Source organism: Streptomyces sp. VRA16 Mangrove soil (assembly GCF_017377775.1).
GTDB lineage: Bacteria > Actinomycetota > Actinomycetes > Streptomycetales > Streptomycetaceae > Streptomyces.
Genome location: NZ_JAFVLN010000001.1, coordinates 321,425 through 335,735 on the forward strand (window position 1 = coordinate 321,425; position 14,311 = coordinate 335,735).

Here is a 14,311-nt window from a genome sequence, read left to right on the forward strand (position 1 = left end):
CACGGCACCTGTACGCATCGAGCCTCCAGGGCGCCAGGACCGGACCGACCCGCTCGGGCCGGCAGGCCGTCGGGCCGAAGGGCAAGGCCGTTCCGCCGCTTCCCGGCCGAGATCCCGTGCCACGCGGGGCGCGGGGCCGAATCCCGGAATAGGGGCCCGCGTTGCCACGGTTACTTCATGAGCTGTAACAATGCATGCTCACATACTGCTCGGTACCTCACGAACTTCCAGGAGCCCCCACGTGACCGGCACCACGCCCACTTCCCGCGCTGCCCGGATACTGTCCCGGCCGATCCACCTCAACGGCCTGACCGTCCCCAACCGGATCGCCATGGCCCCGATGACCCGGATGTTCTCCCCGGGCGGTGTCCCCGGCGCCGAGGTGCGGTCGTACTACGCGCGCCGCGCCGCCGCCGGAGTCGGCCTGATCATCACCGAAGGCACGTACGTCGGTCACGACTCGGCCGGGCAGAGCGACCGGGTGCCGCGCTTCCACGGCGAGGAGCAGCTCGCCGGGTGGGCGCAGGTCGCCGAGGACGTCCACGCGGCGGGCGGCACGATCGTGCCGCAGCTGTGGCACATCGGCATGGTCCGCAACGAGGGCGACGCCCCCTACCCGCAGGCCCCCGCCGTCGGCCCCTCCGGTGTCGCCACCGCGGGCGCCGAGGTCACCGGCAGGGCCATGACGCAGGCGGACCTCGACGACGTCGTCGCCGCGTTCGCACAGGCCGCCGCGGACGCCGAGCGCGTCGGCTTCGACGGCGTGGAGCTGCACGGCGCCCACGGCTACCTGCTCGACCAGTTCCTGTGGGAGGGCACCAACCGGCGCACCGACGCCTACGGCGGCGACCCGGTCGCCCGGACGAAGTTCGCCGCGGAGATCGTCGCGGCCGTGCGCGAGAAGGTCTCCCCGGAGTTCCCGATCCTGTTCCGCTACTCGCAGTGGAAGCAGCAGGACTACAAGGCGCGGCTCGCCGAGACCCCCGAGGAGCTGGAGGCGATTCTGACCCCGCTCGCCGCCGCCGGTGTCGACGTCTTCCATGCCTCCACCCGCCGGTACTGGCTGCCCGAGTTCGAGGGCTCGGACCTCAACCTGGCCGGCTGGACCAAGAAGATCACCGGCAAGCAGGTCATCAGCGTCGGCTCGGTCGGCCTCGACGGCGACTTCGTGAAGGCCTTCCAGGGCGAGGGCTCCCCGGTCAAGGGCATCGACAACCTCCTCGACCGGCTGGAGGCAGAGGAGTTCGACATGGTCGCCGTCGGCCGTGCGCTGCTCCAGGACCCCGAGTGGGCGGCCAAGGTCCTCGCCGACCGCTTCGACGAGCTGAAGCCGTACGACGCCGCCGCGCTGAAGACCCTGAGCTGAACCGCCGCGTGCGGGCCGCCGTCCGAGCGGCCCGCACCCGCTGCGTCACGCGGCCGGCGCGGGCGCCGCGACCTCTGCGGCCAAGCGGTCGCGCAGCGCGGTGAGCCGGGCGATCTCCGCGTCGAGCGCGGCGATCCGCTGGTCCACGACACCCTGGGCGGCGCCGGGCGCGGTCGCGGAGCAGCGGCGACCCGGCTGGGCCAGCAGCAGGTCGATGCGGTCGGAGCACGCCCGGACGTCGGCCACGGTCAGGCCGAGCGAGAGCAGCCGGCGCACCACGCGGACGCGGGCCACGTCCCGGTCCGCGTACTCCCGTTGGCCCGAAGCGGTACGCCGTGGCGCCGGCAGCAGCCGCTGCTCCTCGTAGAAGCGCAGCGCGCGCGGGGTGGTGCCGGCGGCTGCCGCCGCGTCGCCGATCCGCATCCGGGGTCTCCCTCGTCGTGTCGTGCCGGTCAGACCTCCACCACCAAGGTCCCGAAGTGGCGGCCCTGCTGCAGCTCCTGCAACGCCGAAGGCGCGTGTTCCATGCCCCGCACCACCGTGTACGGGAAGACGATCTCGCCGGACCGCAGCCAGCCGTCGAACCGCTCGCGCCACTCCTCCTCCACTCCCGGGTGGTCGACGGTCTGATAGCCGAGCAGCGACACCGAGCGCTTCACCAGGGCGAACGTGTCGATCACGGCCGGTGAGGTGCCGCCCGGCAGCGCGGGGTCGAACTGCCCCGACAGGGCGCCGACCACGGCGATCCGGGCGCCGGGGCGCGTCAGCTCCACGGCGGCGGTGAGCTGTGCGCCGCCCACGTTGTCGACGATCACGTCGTAGCCGTCCGGGGCGGCCCCGGCCAGGGCGCCGACGAGGTCGTCGCCGGGCACCACCACGGCGTCGTAGCCGAGTTCCTCCCGCAGCCGTGCGGCCTTGCCCGGGCTGCGGGTGGTGCCGACGACCCGCGCGGCGCCGAGCAGCCGCGCGATCTGCCCGGCGAGCGAGCCGACCCCGCCGGCCGCGCCCGTCACCAGGACCGTCTCGCCGGGCCGCAGCGCGGCCAGCCGGGTCAGCGCGCCGTACGCGGCCGACGCCGTGGACAGCAGCGCCACCGGGTCCGGATGCCCGGCGGGCACGGCGCGTACGGCGTCCGCGTCGACCACCGCGTACTCGCGCCACCCCTGCATGTGGGTGACCAAGGTGCCGGCCGGTACGTCCGTGCCGTCCGGCCCGGTCGCGACCACCTCGCCCAGCGCCGGGCCGAACAGGGGCTCGCCGGGCTTGAGCGGGGGGAACGGGAAGTCCTTCGCCTCGGCGCTGATCAGCGTGCGCAGACCGGGGAAGACCAGGAAGTGCCGGTTCCGGAGCAGGAGTTGGCCGGACGCGGGGTGCGGGACCGGAGCCTCGGCGACCGTGAAGTGTTCCGGTGCCGGCAGGCCGGTGGGGTTGACGGCCAGGCGGATCTCGCGGCCGGCGGGCGATACGGGCATGGGGAGCCTCCGGGATTCGAAGCGGCTGGGCAGGCCCGGAAGCTAACTCTTGACGTGCGCGTCAGGGGCAAGCCCCGGCGGCGGCACGGTCCGCCGCTTTCCGCGGAACGGCATCGGGAACCGGCCGCTCAGGAGCGTGATCCGGCCGCCGTGAAGCGCTTTCCCTAGTTTTCCTATCGAATTACTAGGAAAGCGTTGACGGTGGTCGGAGCGGGAGGTGAGGATGAGGAAGCCGACGCGTCATTGCGTACCGCGTGCCGCGTCGTCCCCGGTCCCCTGAAGGAAGACGCCATGACCACCACAGCAACGAGCTGTAGCCGTAACCGCCGTGAGCCGGACCGGACATGACGGTACTGGCGGACGCGGCGACCGGTACCGGAGCCGAGGTCGACTGGCTGCACATAGCCCGTGAGGTGGCGGACGACCTGGCCACGGACGCGGTCGCGCGCGAGCAGGCCGGCCAGGTTCCCCTCGACGAGGTGACGCAGCTGCGCGAGTCGGGGCTGCTCACCCTGCTGGCGTCCGCCGAGCACGGCGGAGGCGGGGCCGACTGGCGTACGGCCTACGCGGTCGTCCGTACCGTCGCGGCGGCCGACGGAGCCGTCGGCCAACTCCTGGGCCACCACTACTTCCTGTCCTTCAGCGCCCGGTTCTTCGCCGGGCCCGCGCGCGCCGTCCGCATCGAGCGGGACGCGGCGGCGGGGCGCTGGTGCTGGGGCGGCGGGATCGCCTCGCACGAGCCGCCGCTCATCCTCACCCCGGCATCGGGCGGCTATCTGCTGAACGGTCATCAGAGATGCTCCGCGGGCAGCGGGATCGCCGACCGGCTGGTGGTACGAGCCGCCCGGTACGGCACCGGTGAACCGCTGGCCGTCCTCGTCGACCCCGCCCAACAGGGAGTCGTGAGCGGCGGCGAGGAAACCTTCGGCCAGCGGCTCGCGGCCGGCGGCGGCGTGGAGTTCGACTCCGTACGGGTCGGCGCCGACGACGTGCTGGGCTCCCTCTCCTCCGACGAGGGCGTCCTGTCACCCTTCGCGGCGCTGGCCGCGCCGACCGCACGTCTGGTCTCCGTCCAGTTCAGCCTCGGCACGGCCGAGGGCCTGCTGGCCGAAGTGCGCGAGCACGGCAGGGCCATGAGGTCCCCCTGGCAGCCCTTCTCGGCCGAGCCCTGGCCGGACGGCCCGCCGCAGGATCCCTACGCGCTGACCGCGTACGGGGAACTCTCGGTCGTCGTCCGTGCCGCGTCCGCCCTCGCCGGGCAGGCGGTGGACGCCCTGCTGCACGGCCTCGTACGGGGCGAGGGACTCGACGACGAGGAGTGCGCGGAGATCGCCGTCCTCGCGAGCGCGGCCGAGTCCGCCGCCTCCCGGGCCGCCCAGGAGGTCACCGCCCGCGCCCTGGACATCATCGGCGCCGACGCGGCGTCCGCGCGCCACGGCTTCGACCGCTTCTGGCGCAACGCGCGGACCCACACCCTGCTGCGCGAACCGGCCGCCCACAGGCTGCGCGAGGTGGGGGACTACTACCTCAACGGCGCGCACCCGCCGTTCACCCTTCCCGCCTGACGGCGGGGTGGGTGAACGGCGGGTGCGGGAGGCCGGGTCACGCCCGTGAGCGTGCCCGGGTACGCGCTCAGGGCATCAGTTCTTCACGAGAAGGCCGCGACCGCGCAGCACGCGCCGCTCCAACGGGCTGAAGATGATCAGGTCGATGACGATGCCGACGATCAGGATCAGCAGGATGGCGAGGAAGACCATCGGCATCGACGAGGCGTTGCGGCCGTTCTCCAGGAGTTGGCCCAGGCCCACGCCGAGGTCGGGCGAGGACGCGATGATCTCCGCGGCCATCAGCGAACGCCAGGAGAACGCCCAGCCCTGCTTGAGCCCCGCGAGGTAGCCGGGCAGCGCGGCCGGCAGCACCACGTGCCACAGGCCCCGCACCCCGGTCGCGCCGAGCGTGCGGCCCGCCCGCAGGAACAGCGGCGGCACCTGATCGACGCCGGAGACCAGGCCGTTGGCGATCGAGGGGACCGCGCCGAGCAGGATCACCGCGTACATCATCGAATTGTCCAGACCGAGCCAGAGCACCGCGGGCGGCACCCAGGCCACCGACGGCAGGGACTGGAGACCGGACAGGATCGGGCCGATCGCCGCGCGCACGAACTTCACGCGCGCCACGAGCAGGCCCAGCGGGGTGCCGATGGCTAGCGCGAAGAGGAAGCCGAGCAGGCCGCGCGAGACGCTCGTCCAGATGTAGCCGAGCAACTCGCCCTTGAGCCAGGCGTCCTCGACCTCGTGCCAGACGTCGGCGGGGGCGGGCAGCTTGGTCGGATCGTCGACGATCTTGAGCGAGACCAGTGCCTGCCAGAGCACCAGGACCACGAGGACGGCGGTCAGCGGCGGCAGGATCTTCTCGCGGAAGGTCCGGGAGAAGGGGGCACGCCCCCGGTGCACCGTCTCCAGGGCGTCCAGTCCGGCTTCGAGACCGGCCAGGTCGTCCGCCTTCGCGGGCGGCTCGGCCAGGACGGCGGTCGGGGCCGGTGCGGGCGCCGGTATCGCGGTCGATACGGGGGACGGTGGGGTCTTGTCGGTGTCAGCCATGACGACGGATCTCCCCACGGAGCTGTTCGGTGATCTCGACGGAGAGTTCCGCCACGGCCGGGTCCTCGATCCGGCGCTGCTGCGGGAGGTCCACGGTCCACTCGCGGGCGATCCGGCCGGGCCGCGACGACAGCAGCACGACACGCTGCGCGAGCCGCACCGCCTCGCGCACGTTGTGCGTGACGAACAGGACGGAGACGTTCGTCTCCGACCAGATCCGCATCAGTTCGCCGTGCAGGACGTCGCGGGTGATGGCGTCGAGCGCGGCGAACGGCTCGTCCATCAGCAGCAGCGTCGCGTCCTGGGCGAGGGCCCGCGCGAGCGCCACCCGCTGGCGCATGCCGCCCGACAGCTCGTGCACGCGCTTGCCGTACGCGCCCTGCAGCCGGACCAGTTCGAGCAGCTCCTCGGCGCGGTCGCGCCGGTCCTGCTTGGGAACTCCCCTGAGTTTCAGGGCGAGTTCGATGTTCTTGCCCGCGGACAGCCACGGGAAGAGGGCGTGCTCCTGGAACATCAGGGCGGGGCGCCCCTCGGTCGTGATGGAGCCGGCCGACGGGGCGTCGAGCCCCGCCACGAGATTGAGCAGCGTCGACTTGCCGCACCCCGAGGCCCCCAGGAGGGTCACGAACTCGCCCGGAGCGACATCGAGACTGATGTCGTCCAGGACGAGCTGGGGGCCCGCGGGTGTGCCGAAGGACTTCGAGACGTGCGTGATGCGGGCCGCCCGGCCACGCGTGCCGGTGCCGGTGTCGGCCGCCTTGGTGAGAGCAGTCGCCATGGTCGTCACCTCCTGAGGGCCGGGGAGGCCGGGAACTCGAGTGCGTGGGTGGTCACTTGACACCGAGCCCGGCGTCGTCGACCGGGCTCTCGCCCGCGGCCTTCAGCACCTTGTTCAGCGGCTTCAGGTCGTAGATGCCGGCGAGGTCCGGCTTCTGGAGGAGGCCCGCCTTCACCGCGTGGGCGGCCTCGCTGTCGAGGGTCGAGGCGAGCGGGTCGTCGGTGAACTCGATGGACTTCCACGCGGGGTCGAGAACGTTCGGCGGGAGCGCCTTGCCGGAGTCCTTCTCCAGCTGCTTGTTGGCGGCGGCCTTCGCCTCGTCGGGGTGGGCGTCGATCCACTGGTTGGTCTTCACCGAGCCGCGCAGCACGGCCTCGACGACGTCCGGGTGGGCCTTGAGGAACTTCTGCGACACGATGATGTTCGTGATCACGAACTTCTTGTCGGGCCACAGCGTGGACTCGTCGAGCAGCACCTTGCCGCCCTCGGCCACCAGCTTGGACGCGGTCGGCTCCGGCACCCAGGCGCCGTCGATCGAGCCGGACTTGAAGGCGTCCGGGGTGATCTTGTTGTCGGTGCGGACGACGGAGACATCGCCCTTGCCGGAGTTCGCGTCGACCTTCCAGCCCTGCTCCGCGATCCAGTTCAGGAACGCGACGTCCTGGGTGTTGCCGAGCTGCGGGGTGGCGATCTTCTTGCCCTTGACGTCGTCCAGGGACTTGATCTTCTTCGGGTCGACGACCAGCTTCACACCGCCGGAGGCGCTGCCCCCGATGATTCGCAGCGACGTGCCCTTCGACTTGGTGTAGCCGTTGATCGAGGGCGACGGGCCGATCCAGCCGATGTCTATGGACCCGGCGTTGAGCGCCTCGATCTCCGAGGGCCCGGCGTTGAAGGTGGCGTACTGCGCCTTGGTGCCCTTCAACTCCTTCTGGAAGATGCCCTGTTGGCGTCCGACGAGAGCCGTTCCATGGGTCAGGTTCCCGAAGTAGCCGATCTTCACGGTGTCGGTGGAGAGGGCCTTGCCCTTGGCGGAGACGTTCTCCTTGGAGCTGTCGTCGGCGTTCGAGCCGTAGCCGCAGGCGGTGAGCAGCAGGGGGAGCGTGGCGGTGACGGCAAGGGCGCGCAGGGCGGTGAGCGGTCGTGCGGCAGACACGGAGGTGTCCTCTCGGGAAAAGGAGGTGTGGTCAAGGCGGTGCGGAGTGCGTGCTGAGCCTCAGACCGGCCGACACAGGGAACTGTCGGTACGGCTCAGGTCGATGTGGCGGCGCGACGTCAGCACGGGCAACGCGCGGACCGCGCACTTGAGTGCACCCACGGTTCCCCCCCTCCCGCGATCGCTCGATCCCTAGTTTTCCTACCGGACTGATAGGGATCGTGGCAGAAGGATGCGGTCACCCCAAGGGGTGTTTCACATACTGAACACGCCCGTCTCGGCATGCGGGCGTCGCTGGTCGGCGAGGCCCGCGGCGCACCGGATTCAGCCCCTCGTTCGTCTCGAAAAATACCCCCCGGGGTATCTGTGCTACGGTCGAAGACATACCCCCGGGGGTAATTTTCTCAGCGAAGGGAGCAGGACGTGTTCTTCGTCGACACGATCGAGATGGCGGGGCTCGGCAACCGCTGGTATCTGGCAGGCGGCGAGCGGACGGCCGTGGTGGTCGACCCGCCCCGCGACATCGACCAGGTCGTCGCGGCGGCCGCGCGGCGCGGGGTGCGGATCTCGCACGTGGTCGAGACGCACCTGCACAACGACTACGTCACTGGAGGTCTGGAGCTGGCCCGGATCACGGGCGCGGACTACCTCGTGCCGGCCGGGGCGCGTGTCTCCTTCGAGCGGATACCCGTGCGCGACGGCGACGTCACGGACCTGGACACGGGCCTGGCGCTGCGCGCGCTGGCCACCCCGGGACACACCCCGCACCACACGTCGTACGTGCTGGAGGAGCAGGGCGCGGCGGTCGTGGTGTTCACCGGCGGCTCCCTGCTGATCGGCACCGTCGGCCGGCCCGACCTGGTCGAGCCCCGGCTGACGGAGCAGCTGGCCCGCGCCCAGCACGCCTCCGCGCACCGCCTCGCGGACGAACTGCCCGAGGACACGGCCGTTCTGCCCACCCACGGCTTCGGCAGCTTCTGTTCCTCGGCCCAGGCCGGCGGCGACGCCACGACCATCGGCAAGGAGAAGGCGTCCAACGAGGCCCTCACCCGGGACGTCGACACCTTCGTCGCCGAACTGCTGGCCGGCCTGGACGACGTACCCGCCTACTACGCGCACATGGGCCCGGCCAACGCCGCGGGCCCCGCCCCCGTGGATCTGACCCCGCCCGCCGTCGCGGACGCCGACGAGATCGCCGCGCGCCTTCAGGCGGGGGAGTGGGTGGTCGATCTGCGCAACCGGGTCGCCTTCGCCGAAGGGCACCTCGCGGGCTCCTTCAACTTCGAGGCGGAGGGACAGCTCGCCACGTACCTGGCCTGGCTGATCCCGTGGGGCAAGCCCGTCACGCTGCTCGGCGAGTCCGCCGAGCAGATCGCCACCGCCCAGCGCGAACTGGTCCGGGTGGGCATCGACCGGCCCGCCGCCGCGGCCACGGGCCGCCCCGCCGACTGGGTGCGGGAGGGGGAGGCCCCGGTCTCCTTCCCCCGGGCGACCTTCGCCGACCTCGCCGCGCGGAACCGCGACGACGTCGTCGTCCTCGACGTGCGCCGGGACTCGGAGCGGGCCGGCGGATACGTCGAGGGCTCGGTCCACATCCCCGTCCACACCCTGCACCAGCGCCTCGACGAGGTGCCCGGCGGCCAGGTGTGGGTGCACTGCGCCGGCGGCATGCGCGCCGCGATCGCGGCCTCGCTGCTGGACGCCGCGGGCCGGGACGTCGTCGCCGTCGACGACTCCTTCGCCGCGGCCGACGCGGCGGGACTCGCCCTGCGGACGCCGTGAGACGGCGGCCACCGAACTTTCCGCACCTTCGCCGACGACGCCGGTCGCGTCATCGGCGTGCCGATCAGGAGGCAACAGCCGAGATGAACATCTTCCGACGAGCCCGGGGCGGTCCGGGCCGGGTGAGCGTGCAGGAGGCGGCGATACGCACCGGGCACGACCATGCCGAGGCTGGCGGCGACGCCGTGCTGCTGGACGTCCGTGAACCCTTCGAATGGCAGGCGGGCCACGCCCCGCAAGCCGTGCATCTGTCCCTGACCGCGCTGGCCGCCGGGGCGGCGTTGCCCGCTCGCGCGCAGGCGCGGCCCCTGGTCGTGATCTGTCGCTCCGGCCATCGCTCCCGACAGGCCGCCGAACTGCTCGCCGCGCGCGGCTGCGAAGCCGTCGACGTGGTCGGCGGGATGCGGGACTGGGCCGCCGCGGGTCTGCCGGTGGTGGACGCGCGCGGACAGAGCGGCACCGTCGCGTGAGTGCCCTGGTCCTCGCCCTCGCCGCCGGTGCCGTGATCGGCCTGGCGCTGGGCGCGCTCGGCGGTGGCGGCAGCGTACTGGCCGTCCCCGCACTGATCTACCTGCTCGGCTTCGACCCGGTCGGCGCGACGACGGCGAGTCTGGTCATCGTCACGCTCACCTCGGTCACCGCACTCGTCGCGCACGGCCGCGACGGCAACGTGCGGTGGCGTACGGGCCTGCTGTTCGCGGCGGCCGGGATCGGCCCCGCGATGCTGGGCGGCGCGCTCGCCGCGCGCATCCCCTCGGGCGTACTGACGGCGGCCTTCGCGCTCGTGGCGGGAGCGGCCGCCGTACGCATGCTGCGCTCGCGGCCGGCCGCGGAAGGCCCGGTCGCGGTGCGGCCGGTGCGGGCGGCGAGTGTCGGCGCGGGCCTGGGCGCGGTCACCGGCGTCCTCGGCGTCGGCGGCGGCTTCCTCGCCGTACCGGCCCTTGTGGGGGTGCTCGGCCTGCGGATGCGCAACGCCGTGGGCACCAGCCTGCTCGTCATCACCGTCAACTCGCTGGCCGCGCTGGCCACACGCGCCGGTACGGTCCAGCACCTGGACTGGGCGGTCGTCGGACCGTTCGTCGCGGCGGCCGTGCTCGGCTCCTGGGACGGCAAGCGGCTCTCCGAGAAGATCTCGGGGAACACGCTTCAGCGCATCTTCGCGGTGCTGCTCCTTGCCGTGGCGGCCTTCATGCTGATCGACGCCCTGCGGTGAGCGCCGCGGCGGGCGCCCTCAGGCCAGGGAGAGGAACAGCTTCTCCAGCCTGGCGCGCATCGCCTCGGGATCCTCGCCGTTCTCGCGCCCGGACTCCATGTCCAGCACGCACTGTTGCAGACCCGTCGCGATGATCGCGAAACCGGCCCGGTCCAACGCACGCGAGGCGGCGGCGAGTTGGGTGACCACGTCCTCGCAGTCCCGCCCCTCCTCGATCATCCGGATCACGCCGGAGATCTGACCTTGCGCCCGGCGCAGCCGGTTCAGCACGGACTTCAGGGCCGCACCTTCTAGCTCCAGCTCCACGATCACTCCTCCAGACATACCCCTAGGGGTACTGTACGTCCCGGTTCGGGGCGGCGTCGACCATGAAGGAACACACCAGTCATGACCTCTCCCCTCCCCGTCGTCCTCGGTACGGCACAGGCCCGCACGCGGCTGGACGAACTGACCGTCATCGACGTGCGCACACCCGCCGAGTACGCCCTGGGCCACCTGCCCGGAGCCCTGAACATCCCCCTCGACCACGTCCGACGGGCCCTGCCGGAGATCCGGCACGCCGCCGAGCGGGGTGACGTGCTCGTCGTGTGCGCCTCGGGCGCCCGCTCCGAGAACGCGTGCAAGGTGCTGGCCGATCAGGGCATCACCACGGCGACCCTCGCCGGCGGCACGAGCGCCTGGGCCGCCGACGGGCACGAGCTGCGGACCCCGGCCGCCTGCGACACCCGCTCCGGCTGGAGCATGGAACGCCAGGTCCGGTTCACGGCGGGCCTCTTGGTGCTCGTCGGGCTCGCCCTGGGCCTGCTCGTGCATCCCGCGTTCCAGCTGATCTCGGCCGGCGTCGCGGGCGGCCTCGTCCTCTCCGCCCTCACCCACACCTGCGGCATGGCGGCCGTGCTCGGCAAGCTGCCGCACAACCGGCCCCGCCCGGCCGATCTCGACGCGACTCTGGCGGCGCTGCGGGCTCGTTGAATGTGACGCGAGTGACCCTGAAATGAGCCCGGTGCGAGGGTGCGGGCCGCGCTGATGATCATCCACTGTGGTGACGTCCCGGGTGCCGCGTGAACAGGTGGTGTCCGGGTGGCTGTGCTCTGTTCCGGGCAGCGCCGCCTGGATCCGGATGCACCCGGCCCCTCGGACACGGGGCCAGGGTGCCGTCATGCGGAGGAAGGTTCATGGAGGGGTACGGCTATTTCACCGACGCCCGGCTCGAAGAACTGCGTCAGGAGGTACGTGCGTTCGCCGAGGCGGAGGTGGCTCCCCAGGTCGCCGGGATGGAGGCGGCGCGCACGGTGGAGGAGAAGCTGGCCCGGGAGATCGCCCGGCAGGGCTGGATCGGGGTCACCGTCGGACGCGAGTTCGGCGGGATGGGTCTGGGACACCGGGCGAAGACGATCATCGTGGAGGAACTGTCCCGGGTCAGCGGCGCGATGGGCGCCATGGCCCAGGCGTCGCAGCTGGGCGTGGCGAAGATCCTGCACTTCGGCAACGCCGCACAGCAGCGGCAGTGGCTCCCGGCGATCGCCGCCGGTGACTGCCTGCCCACGATCGCGGTGACCGAGCCCCAGTCCGGCGGCCATGTGCTCGGCATGGAGTCCACGGCGCGGCGCGAGGGCGACTCGTACGTGCTGAACGGGCGCAAGGTGTTCGTCGGCAACAGCCACGTCGGCGACCTGCACGGCGTCGTCGTGCGGACCGGCGAAGGATCCCGGGGACTGTCCGCGTTCCTGGTCGAGGCCGACCGGCCCGGCTTCTCGCTCGCGCCGCACTCCCCGGCCATGGGTCTGCACGGCTTCTCCTTCGGCGAGCTGAGGTTCGACGAGTGCCGGGTGCCGGTCGCGAACCGCCTCGGCGAAGAGGGGCAGGGGCTCGAAGTCGCCTATTCCTCCAGCGTGTTGTACGGGCGGGCCAACCTCACCGCCGTGTCGCTCGGCCTGCACCAGGCGATCGTCGAGGAGACCTGCGCGTACGCCTCCGGGCAGACGCGCTACGGCAAGCCACTGGCCGAACTCCCCGTCGTGCAGCAGAAGGTGGGACAGATGCAGTCCCGGCTGATGACCGCCCGCACCCTCGCCTACCACGCGGTGCACCTGCTCGACCTCGGGCTGCCGTGCGACGCGGAGCTGATGAACGCCAAGGTGGTCAACGTGGAGTCGGCCATGGACTCGGCGCGCACCGCGATGGAGGTGCACGCCGCCATCGGCCTGTCCGCCGAGCGCGGCCTGGAGCGCATGTACCGCGACGCCGCCCACATCTACGCCCCGGCCGGCACCTCCGACGTGCAGTGGCACCGGCTCGCGCAGGTCGCGGTGGGATCGGCGCGCGGCGAGCAGTGGTCGGTGCGACTGGCCGCCGCGCTGCGTCAGACGGCGGCGGCCGTCGCGGTGTAGCGATTCCTACGGCAGGGGCTCGCCCGCGCGCCGGTAGATCTGGGCCAGGACCTGGTCCCGGAACTGCTTGATCATCTCCAGGGCGTCACGCGAGGTGTCCAGGGTGCGCGGCTCGGGCCCGACCGCGCAGACCGTGCCGAGAACGGTCCCGGAACGGTGGTCGATGAGCGGGGCTCCGTAGTAGACGCGGATGCCGAGCTCGTCGACCACCGGGTTCGAGGAGAACCGGGGCGCGGAGTACACGTCGTGCAGCACGAGCGGCTTGCGGCGCTCCAGGACCGCGGGGCAGTAACCGTGCTCCCGGGACATGATCCGGCCGACCGGCGCGGCGGCCTCCGCAGTCGGGTCGCTGGGCGCGTCGGGCGTGTGCAGACCGACGAAGTACTGCTGGTCGGTGATCAGGTTCACCATGGCGTACGGGGTTCCGGCGGCCTCCGCGAGGCGACGCGCGGCCTCGTCGAACTGCGCGTCGCCCTGGTGCGGATCGAGCCCGAGATCCGCCAGCCGCTCTTCCCGGCGGGCGAGTTCATGGTCCTGGCCGGGCAGGTGGAGCCCGGAGGCGATGTCAAAAGGCATGGGTGTGAGCTGTCCGTTCGGGGTCGGAGGTCCGGGTCAGCGCCAGGTGCAGGGCGTGCTCGGTCAGCGTGATCAGGGTGCGCCGGGCGGACGACGTGTCGCGGGCGTCGAACTGCACGACAGGGATCGCGGGGTGCAGCCGGGCGGCGCCCCGGATCTCGTCCTCGGAGTAGCGGTGGGCGCTGTCGAACTGATTGACCGCGACCACATAGGGCAGCCCGCGGTCGTCGCAGTACTCGACGGCCGGGAAACAGGCGTCCAGGCGGCGGGTGTCGGCCAGTACGACGGCGCCGATCGCGCCGAGGGCGAGGTCGTCCCACATGAACCAGAACCGGTCCTGGCCCGGGGTGCCGAACAGCAGCAGCTGCAGATGCCGTCCGGGCAGCGTGATCCGGCCGAAGTCCATGGCCACCGTGGTGGTGGTCTTGTCCTCGCTGCCGGTGAGCAGGTCGGTGGGGCGGCTCGCCTCGGTGAGCGCCGCCTCGGTGGTGAGCGGTTCGATCTCGCTGGCGGCGGCGACCATGGTGGTCTTGCCGACTCCGAAGCCGCCCGCGATGAGGATCTTCAGCGGCTCCGGCTCGGGAGCGGGGTCAAAGGGCACGGAGTCCTTCAAGGACGGCCTCCAAAGTGCGCGGGTTGCTCGCGTGTCCGGGCTGCGCGGCCGGTACGGGGATCAGGACACGGGAGTCGATGAGGTCGGAGAGGATCACTTGCGTGACCGGGACGGGCAGCCGGAGCCGGGCGGCGAGTTCGGCCACCGACAGCGCCTGCGGGCCGCACAGCCGGAGCACTTCGGCGCCCTCCGGGCCGGGCTCCGCCACCCGCCCGGACAGCCGCGCCCGTGCGGCCGTGCGGAGCAGAGTGGTGAGGTCCAGGGGCCGGGAGGCCCGGGTGCGGCCACCGGTGACGGCGTACATCCGCACGGTGGCCGCCTCCTGGGACACCCAGGGCTGCGCGTCGGAGTGATCGGGGCGCACC

General features: G+C 72.2%; 16 protein-coding genes. 7 read left to right on the plus strand and 9 right to left on the minus strand.

Annotated features, from left to right (window positions below; translation table 11 throughout):
* Positions 1 to 241 precede the first annotated feature (241 nt).
* Entirely contained in the window at positions 242 to 1,366 is a 1,125-nt protein-coding gene (locus J3486_RS01330; protein ID WP_207818040.1) for an NADH:flavin oxidoreductase, read from the plus strand.
* Between the two features lie 45 nt (positions 1,367 to 1,411).
* Here J3486_RS01330 and J3486_RS01335 read toward each other — a convergent pair whose 3' ends face one another.
* Complete coding sequence (locus J3486_RS01335; RefSeq protein WP_207818041.1) at positions 1,412 to 1,789, minus strand: MerR family transcriptional regulator; 378 nt, start codon at positions 1,787 to 1,789, stop codon at positions 1,412 to 1,414.
* A gap of 29 nt (positions 1,790 to 1,818) precedes the next feature.
* Entirely contained in the window at positions 1,819 to 2,838 is a 1,020-nt protein-coding gene (locus J3486_RS01340; protein ID WP_207818042.1) for an NADP-dependent oxidoreductase, read from the minus strand.
* Between the two features lie 344 nt (positions 2,839 to 3,182).
* On the opposite strand from J3486_RS01340, the gene J3486_RS01345 reads away from it, so the two are divergent.
* Complete coding sequence (locus J3486_RS01345; RefSeq protein WP_207818043.1) at positions 3,183 to 4,403, plus strand: acyl-CoA dehydrogenase family protein; 1,221 nt, start codon at positions 3,183 to 3,185, stop codon at positions 4,401 to 4,403.
* 75 nt (positions 4,404 to 4,478) lie between these two features.
* Here J3486_RS01345 and J3486_RS01350 read toward each other — a convergent pair whose 3' ends face one another.
* From J3486_RS01350 to J3486_RS01360, 3 genes are read right to left on the minus strand one after another with little or no spacing between them, the layout of a single operon-like run.
* Complete coding sequence (locus J3486_RS01350) at positions 4,479 to 5,438, minus strand: ABC transporter permease (protein ID WP_207818044.1); 960 nt, start codon at positions 5,436 to 5,438, stop codon at positions 4,479 to 4,481.
* Positions 5,431 to 6,216: an ABC transporter ATP-binding protein gene (locus tag J3486_RS01355; RefSeq protein WP_207818045.1), complete on the minus strand. Its 786-nt coding sequence runs from the start codon at positions 6,214 to 6,216 to the stop codon at positions 5,431 to 5,433. Before J3486_RS01355 ends, J3486_RS01350 begins: the two co-directional genes overlap by 8 nt.
* Positions 6,217 to 6,268: 52 nt before the next feature.
* Positions 6,269 to 7,372: an aliphatic sulfonate ABC transporter substrate-binding protein gene (locus tag J3486_RS01360; protein WP_207818046.1), complete on the minus strand. Its 1,104-nt coding sequence runs from the start codon at positions 7,370 to 7,372 to the stop codon at positions 6,269 to 6,271.
* Between the two features lie 423 nt (positions 7,373 to 7,795).
* Between J3486_RS01360 and J3486_RS01365 the strand changes: the two genes are divergently transcribed.
* The 3 genes from J3486_RS01365 to J3486_RS01375 all read left to right on the plus strand — a co-directional run bounded on the left by J3486_RS01365 (position 7,796) and on the right by J3486_RS01375 (position 10,367).
* Positions 7,796 to 9,154: a rhodanese-like domain-containing protein gene (locus J3486_RS01365; RefSeq protein WP_207818047.1), complete on the plus strand. Its 1,359-nt coding sequence runs from the start codon at positions 7,796 to 7,798 to the stop codon at positions 9,152 to 9,154.
* A gap of 83 nt (positions 9,155 to 9,237) precedes the next feature.
* On the plus strand, positions 9,238 to 9,624 hold the full coding sequence (locus tag J3486_RS01370; protein WP_207818048.1) for a rhodanese-like domain-containing protein: 387 nt from the start codon (positions 9,238 to 9,240) through the stop codon (positions 9,622 to 9,624).
* Complete coding sequence (locus J3486_RS01375) at positions 9,621 to 10,367, plus strand: sulfite exporter TauE/SafE family protein (RefSeq protein ID WP_207818049.1); 747 nt, start codon at positions 9,621 to 9,623, stop codon at positions 10,365 to 10,367. Before J3486_RS01370 ends, J3486_RS01375 begins: the two co-directional genes overlap by 4 nt.
* 18 nt (positions 10,368 to 10,385) lie before the next feature.
* On the opposite strand, the gene J3486_RS01380 is transcribed toward J3486_RS01375, so the two are convergent.
* The gene (locus J3486_RS01380) at positions 10,386 to 10,673 is read right to left on the minus strand and encodes a metal-sensitive transcriptional regulator (protein ID WP_207818888.1); all 288 of its coding nucleotides are present in this window, start codon (positions 10,671 to 10,673) and stop codon (positions 10,386 to 10,388) included.
* 81 nt (positions 10,674 to 10,754) lie between these two features.
* Here J3486_RS01380 and J3486_RS01385 point away from each other — a divergent pair, with 81 nt between their 5' ends.
* A complete protein-coding gene (locus J3486_RS01385; RefSeq protein ID WP_207818050.1) occupies positions 10,755 to 11,339 on the plus strand; it encodes a rhodanese-like domain-containing protein in 585 nt (194 codons plus the stop codon).
* Between the two features lie 203 nt (positions 11,340 to 11,542).
* Positions 11,543 to 12,757: an acyl-CoA dehydrogenase family protein gene (locus J3486_RS01390; protein WP_207818051.1), complete on the plus strand. Its 1,215-nt coding sequence runs from the start codon at positions 11,543 to 11,545 to the stop codon at positions 12,755 to 12,757.
* A gap of 6 nt (positions 12,758 to 12,763) precedes the next feature.
* Here the strand turns inward: J3486_RS01390 and J3486_RS01395 are convergent, their stop codons facing one another.
* Genes J3486_RS01395 through J3486_RS01405 form a run of 3 tightly spaced genes read right to left on the minus strand, consistent with a single transcriptional unit; the run spans position 12,764 to position 14,310 of the window.
* A complete protein-coding gene (locus J3486_RS01395) occupies positions 12,764 to 13,333 on the minus strand; it encodes a GAF domain-containing protein (protein WP_207818052.1) in 570 nt (189 codons plus the stop codon).
* Complete coding sequence (locus tag J3486_RS01400) at positions 13,323 to 13,934, minus strand: ATP/GTP-binding protein (protein ID WP_307804649.1); 612 nt, start codon at positions 13,932 to 13,934, stop codon at positions 13,323 to 13,325. Before J3486_RS01400 ends, J3486_RS01395 begins: the two co-directional genes overlap by 11 nt.
* Complete coding sequence (locus J3486_RS01405) at positions 13,924 to 14,310, minus strand: DUF742 domain-containing protein (protein ID WP_307804650.1); 387 nt, start codon at positions 14,308 to 14,310, stop codon at positions 13,924 to 13,926. Before J3486_RS01405 ends, J3486_RS01400 begins: the two co-directional genes overlap by 11 nt.
* Position 14,311: the final 1 nt, after the last annotated feature.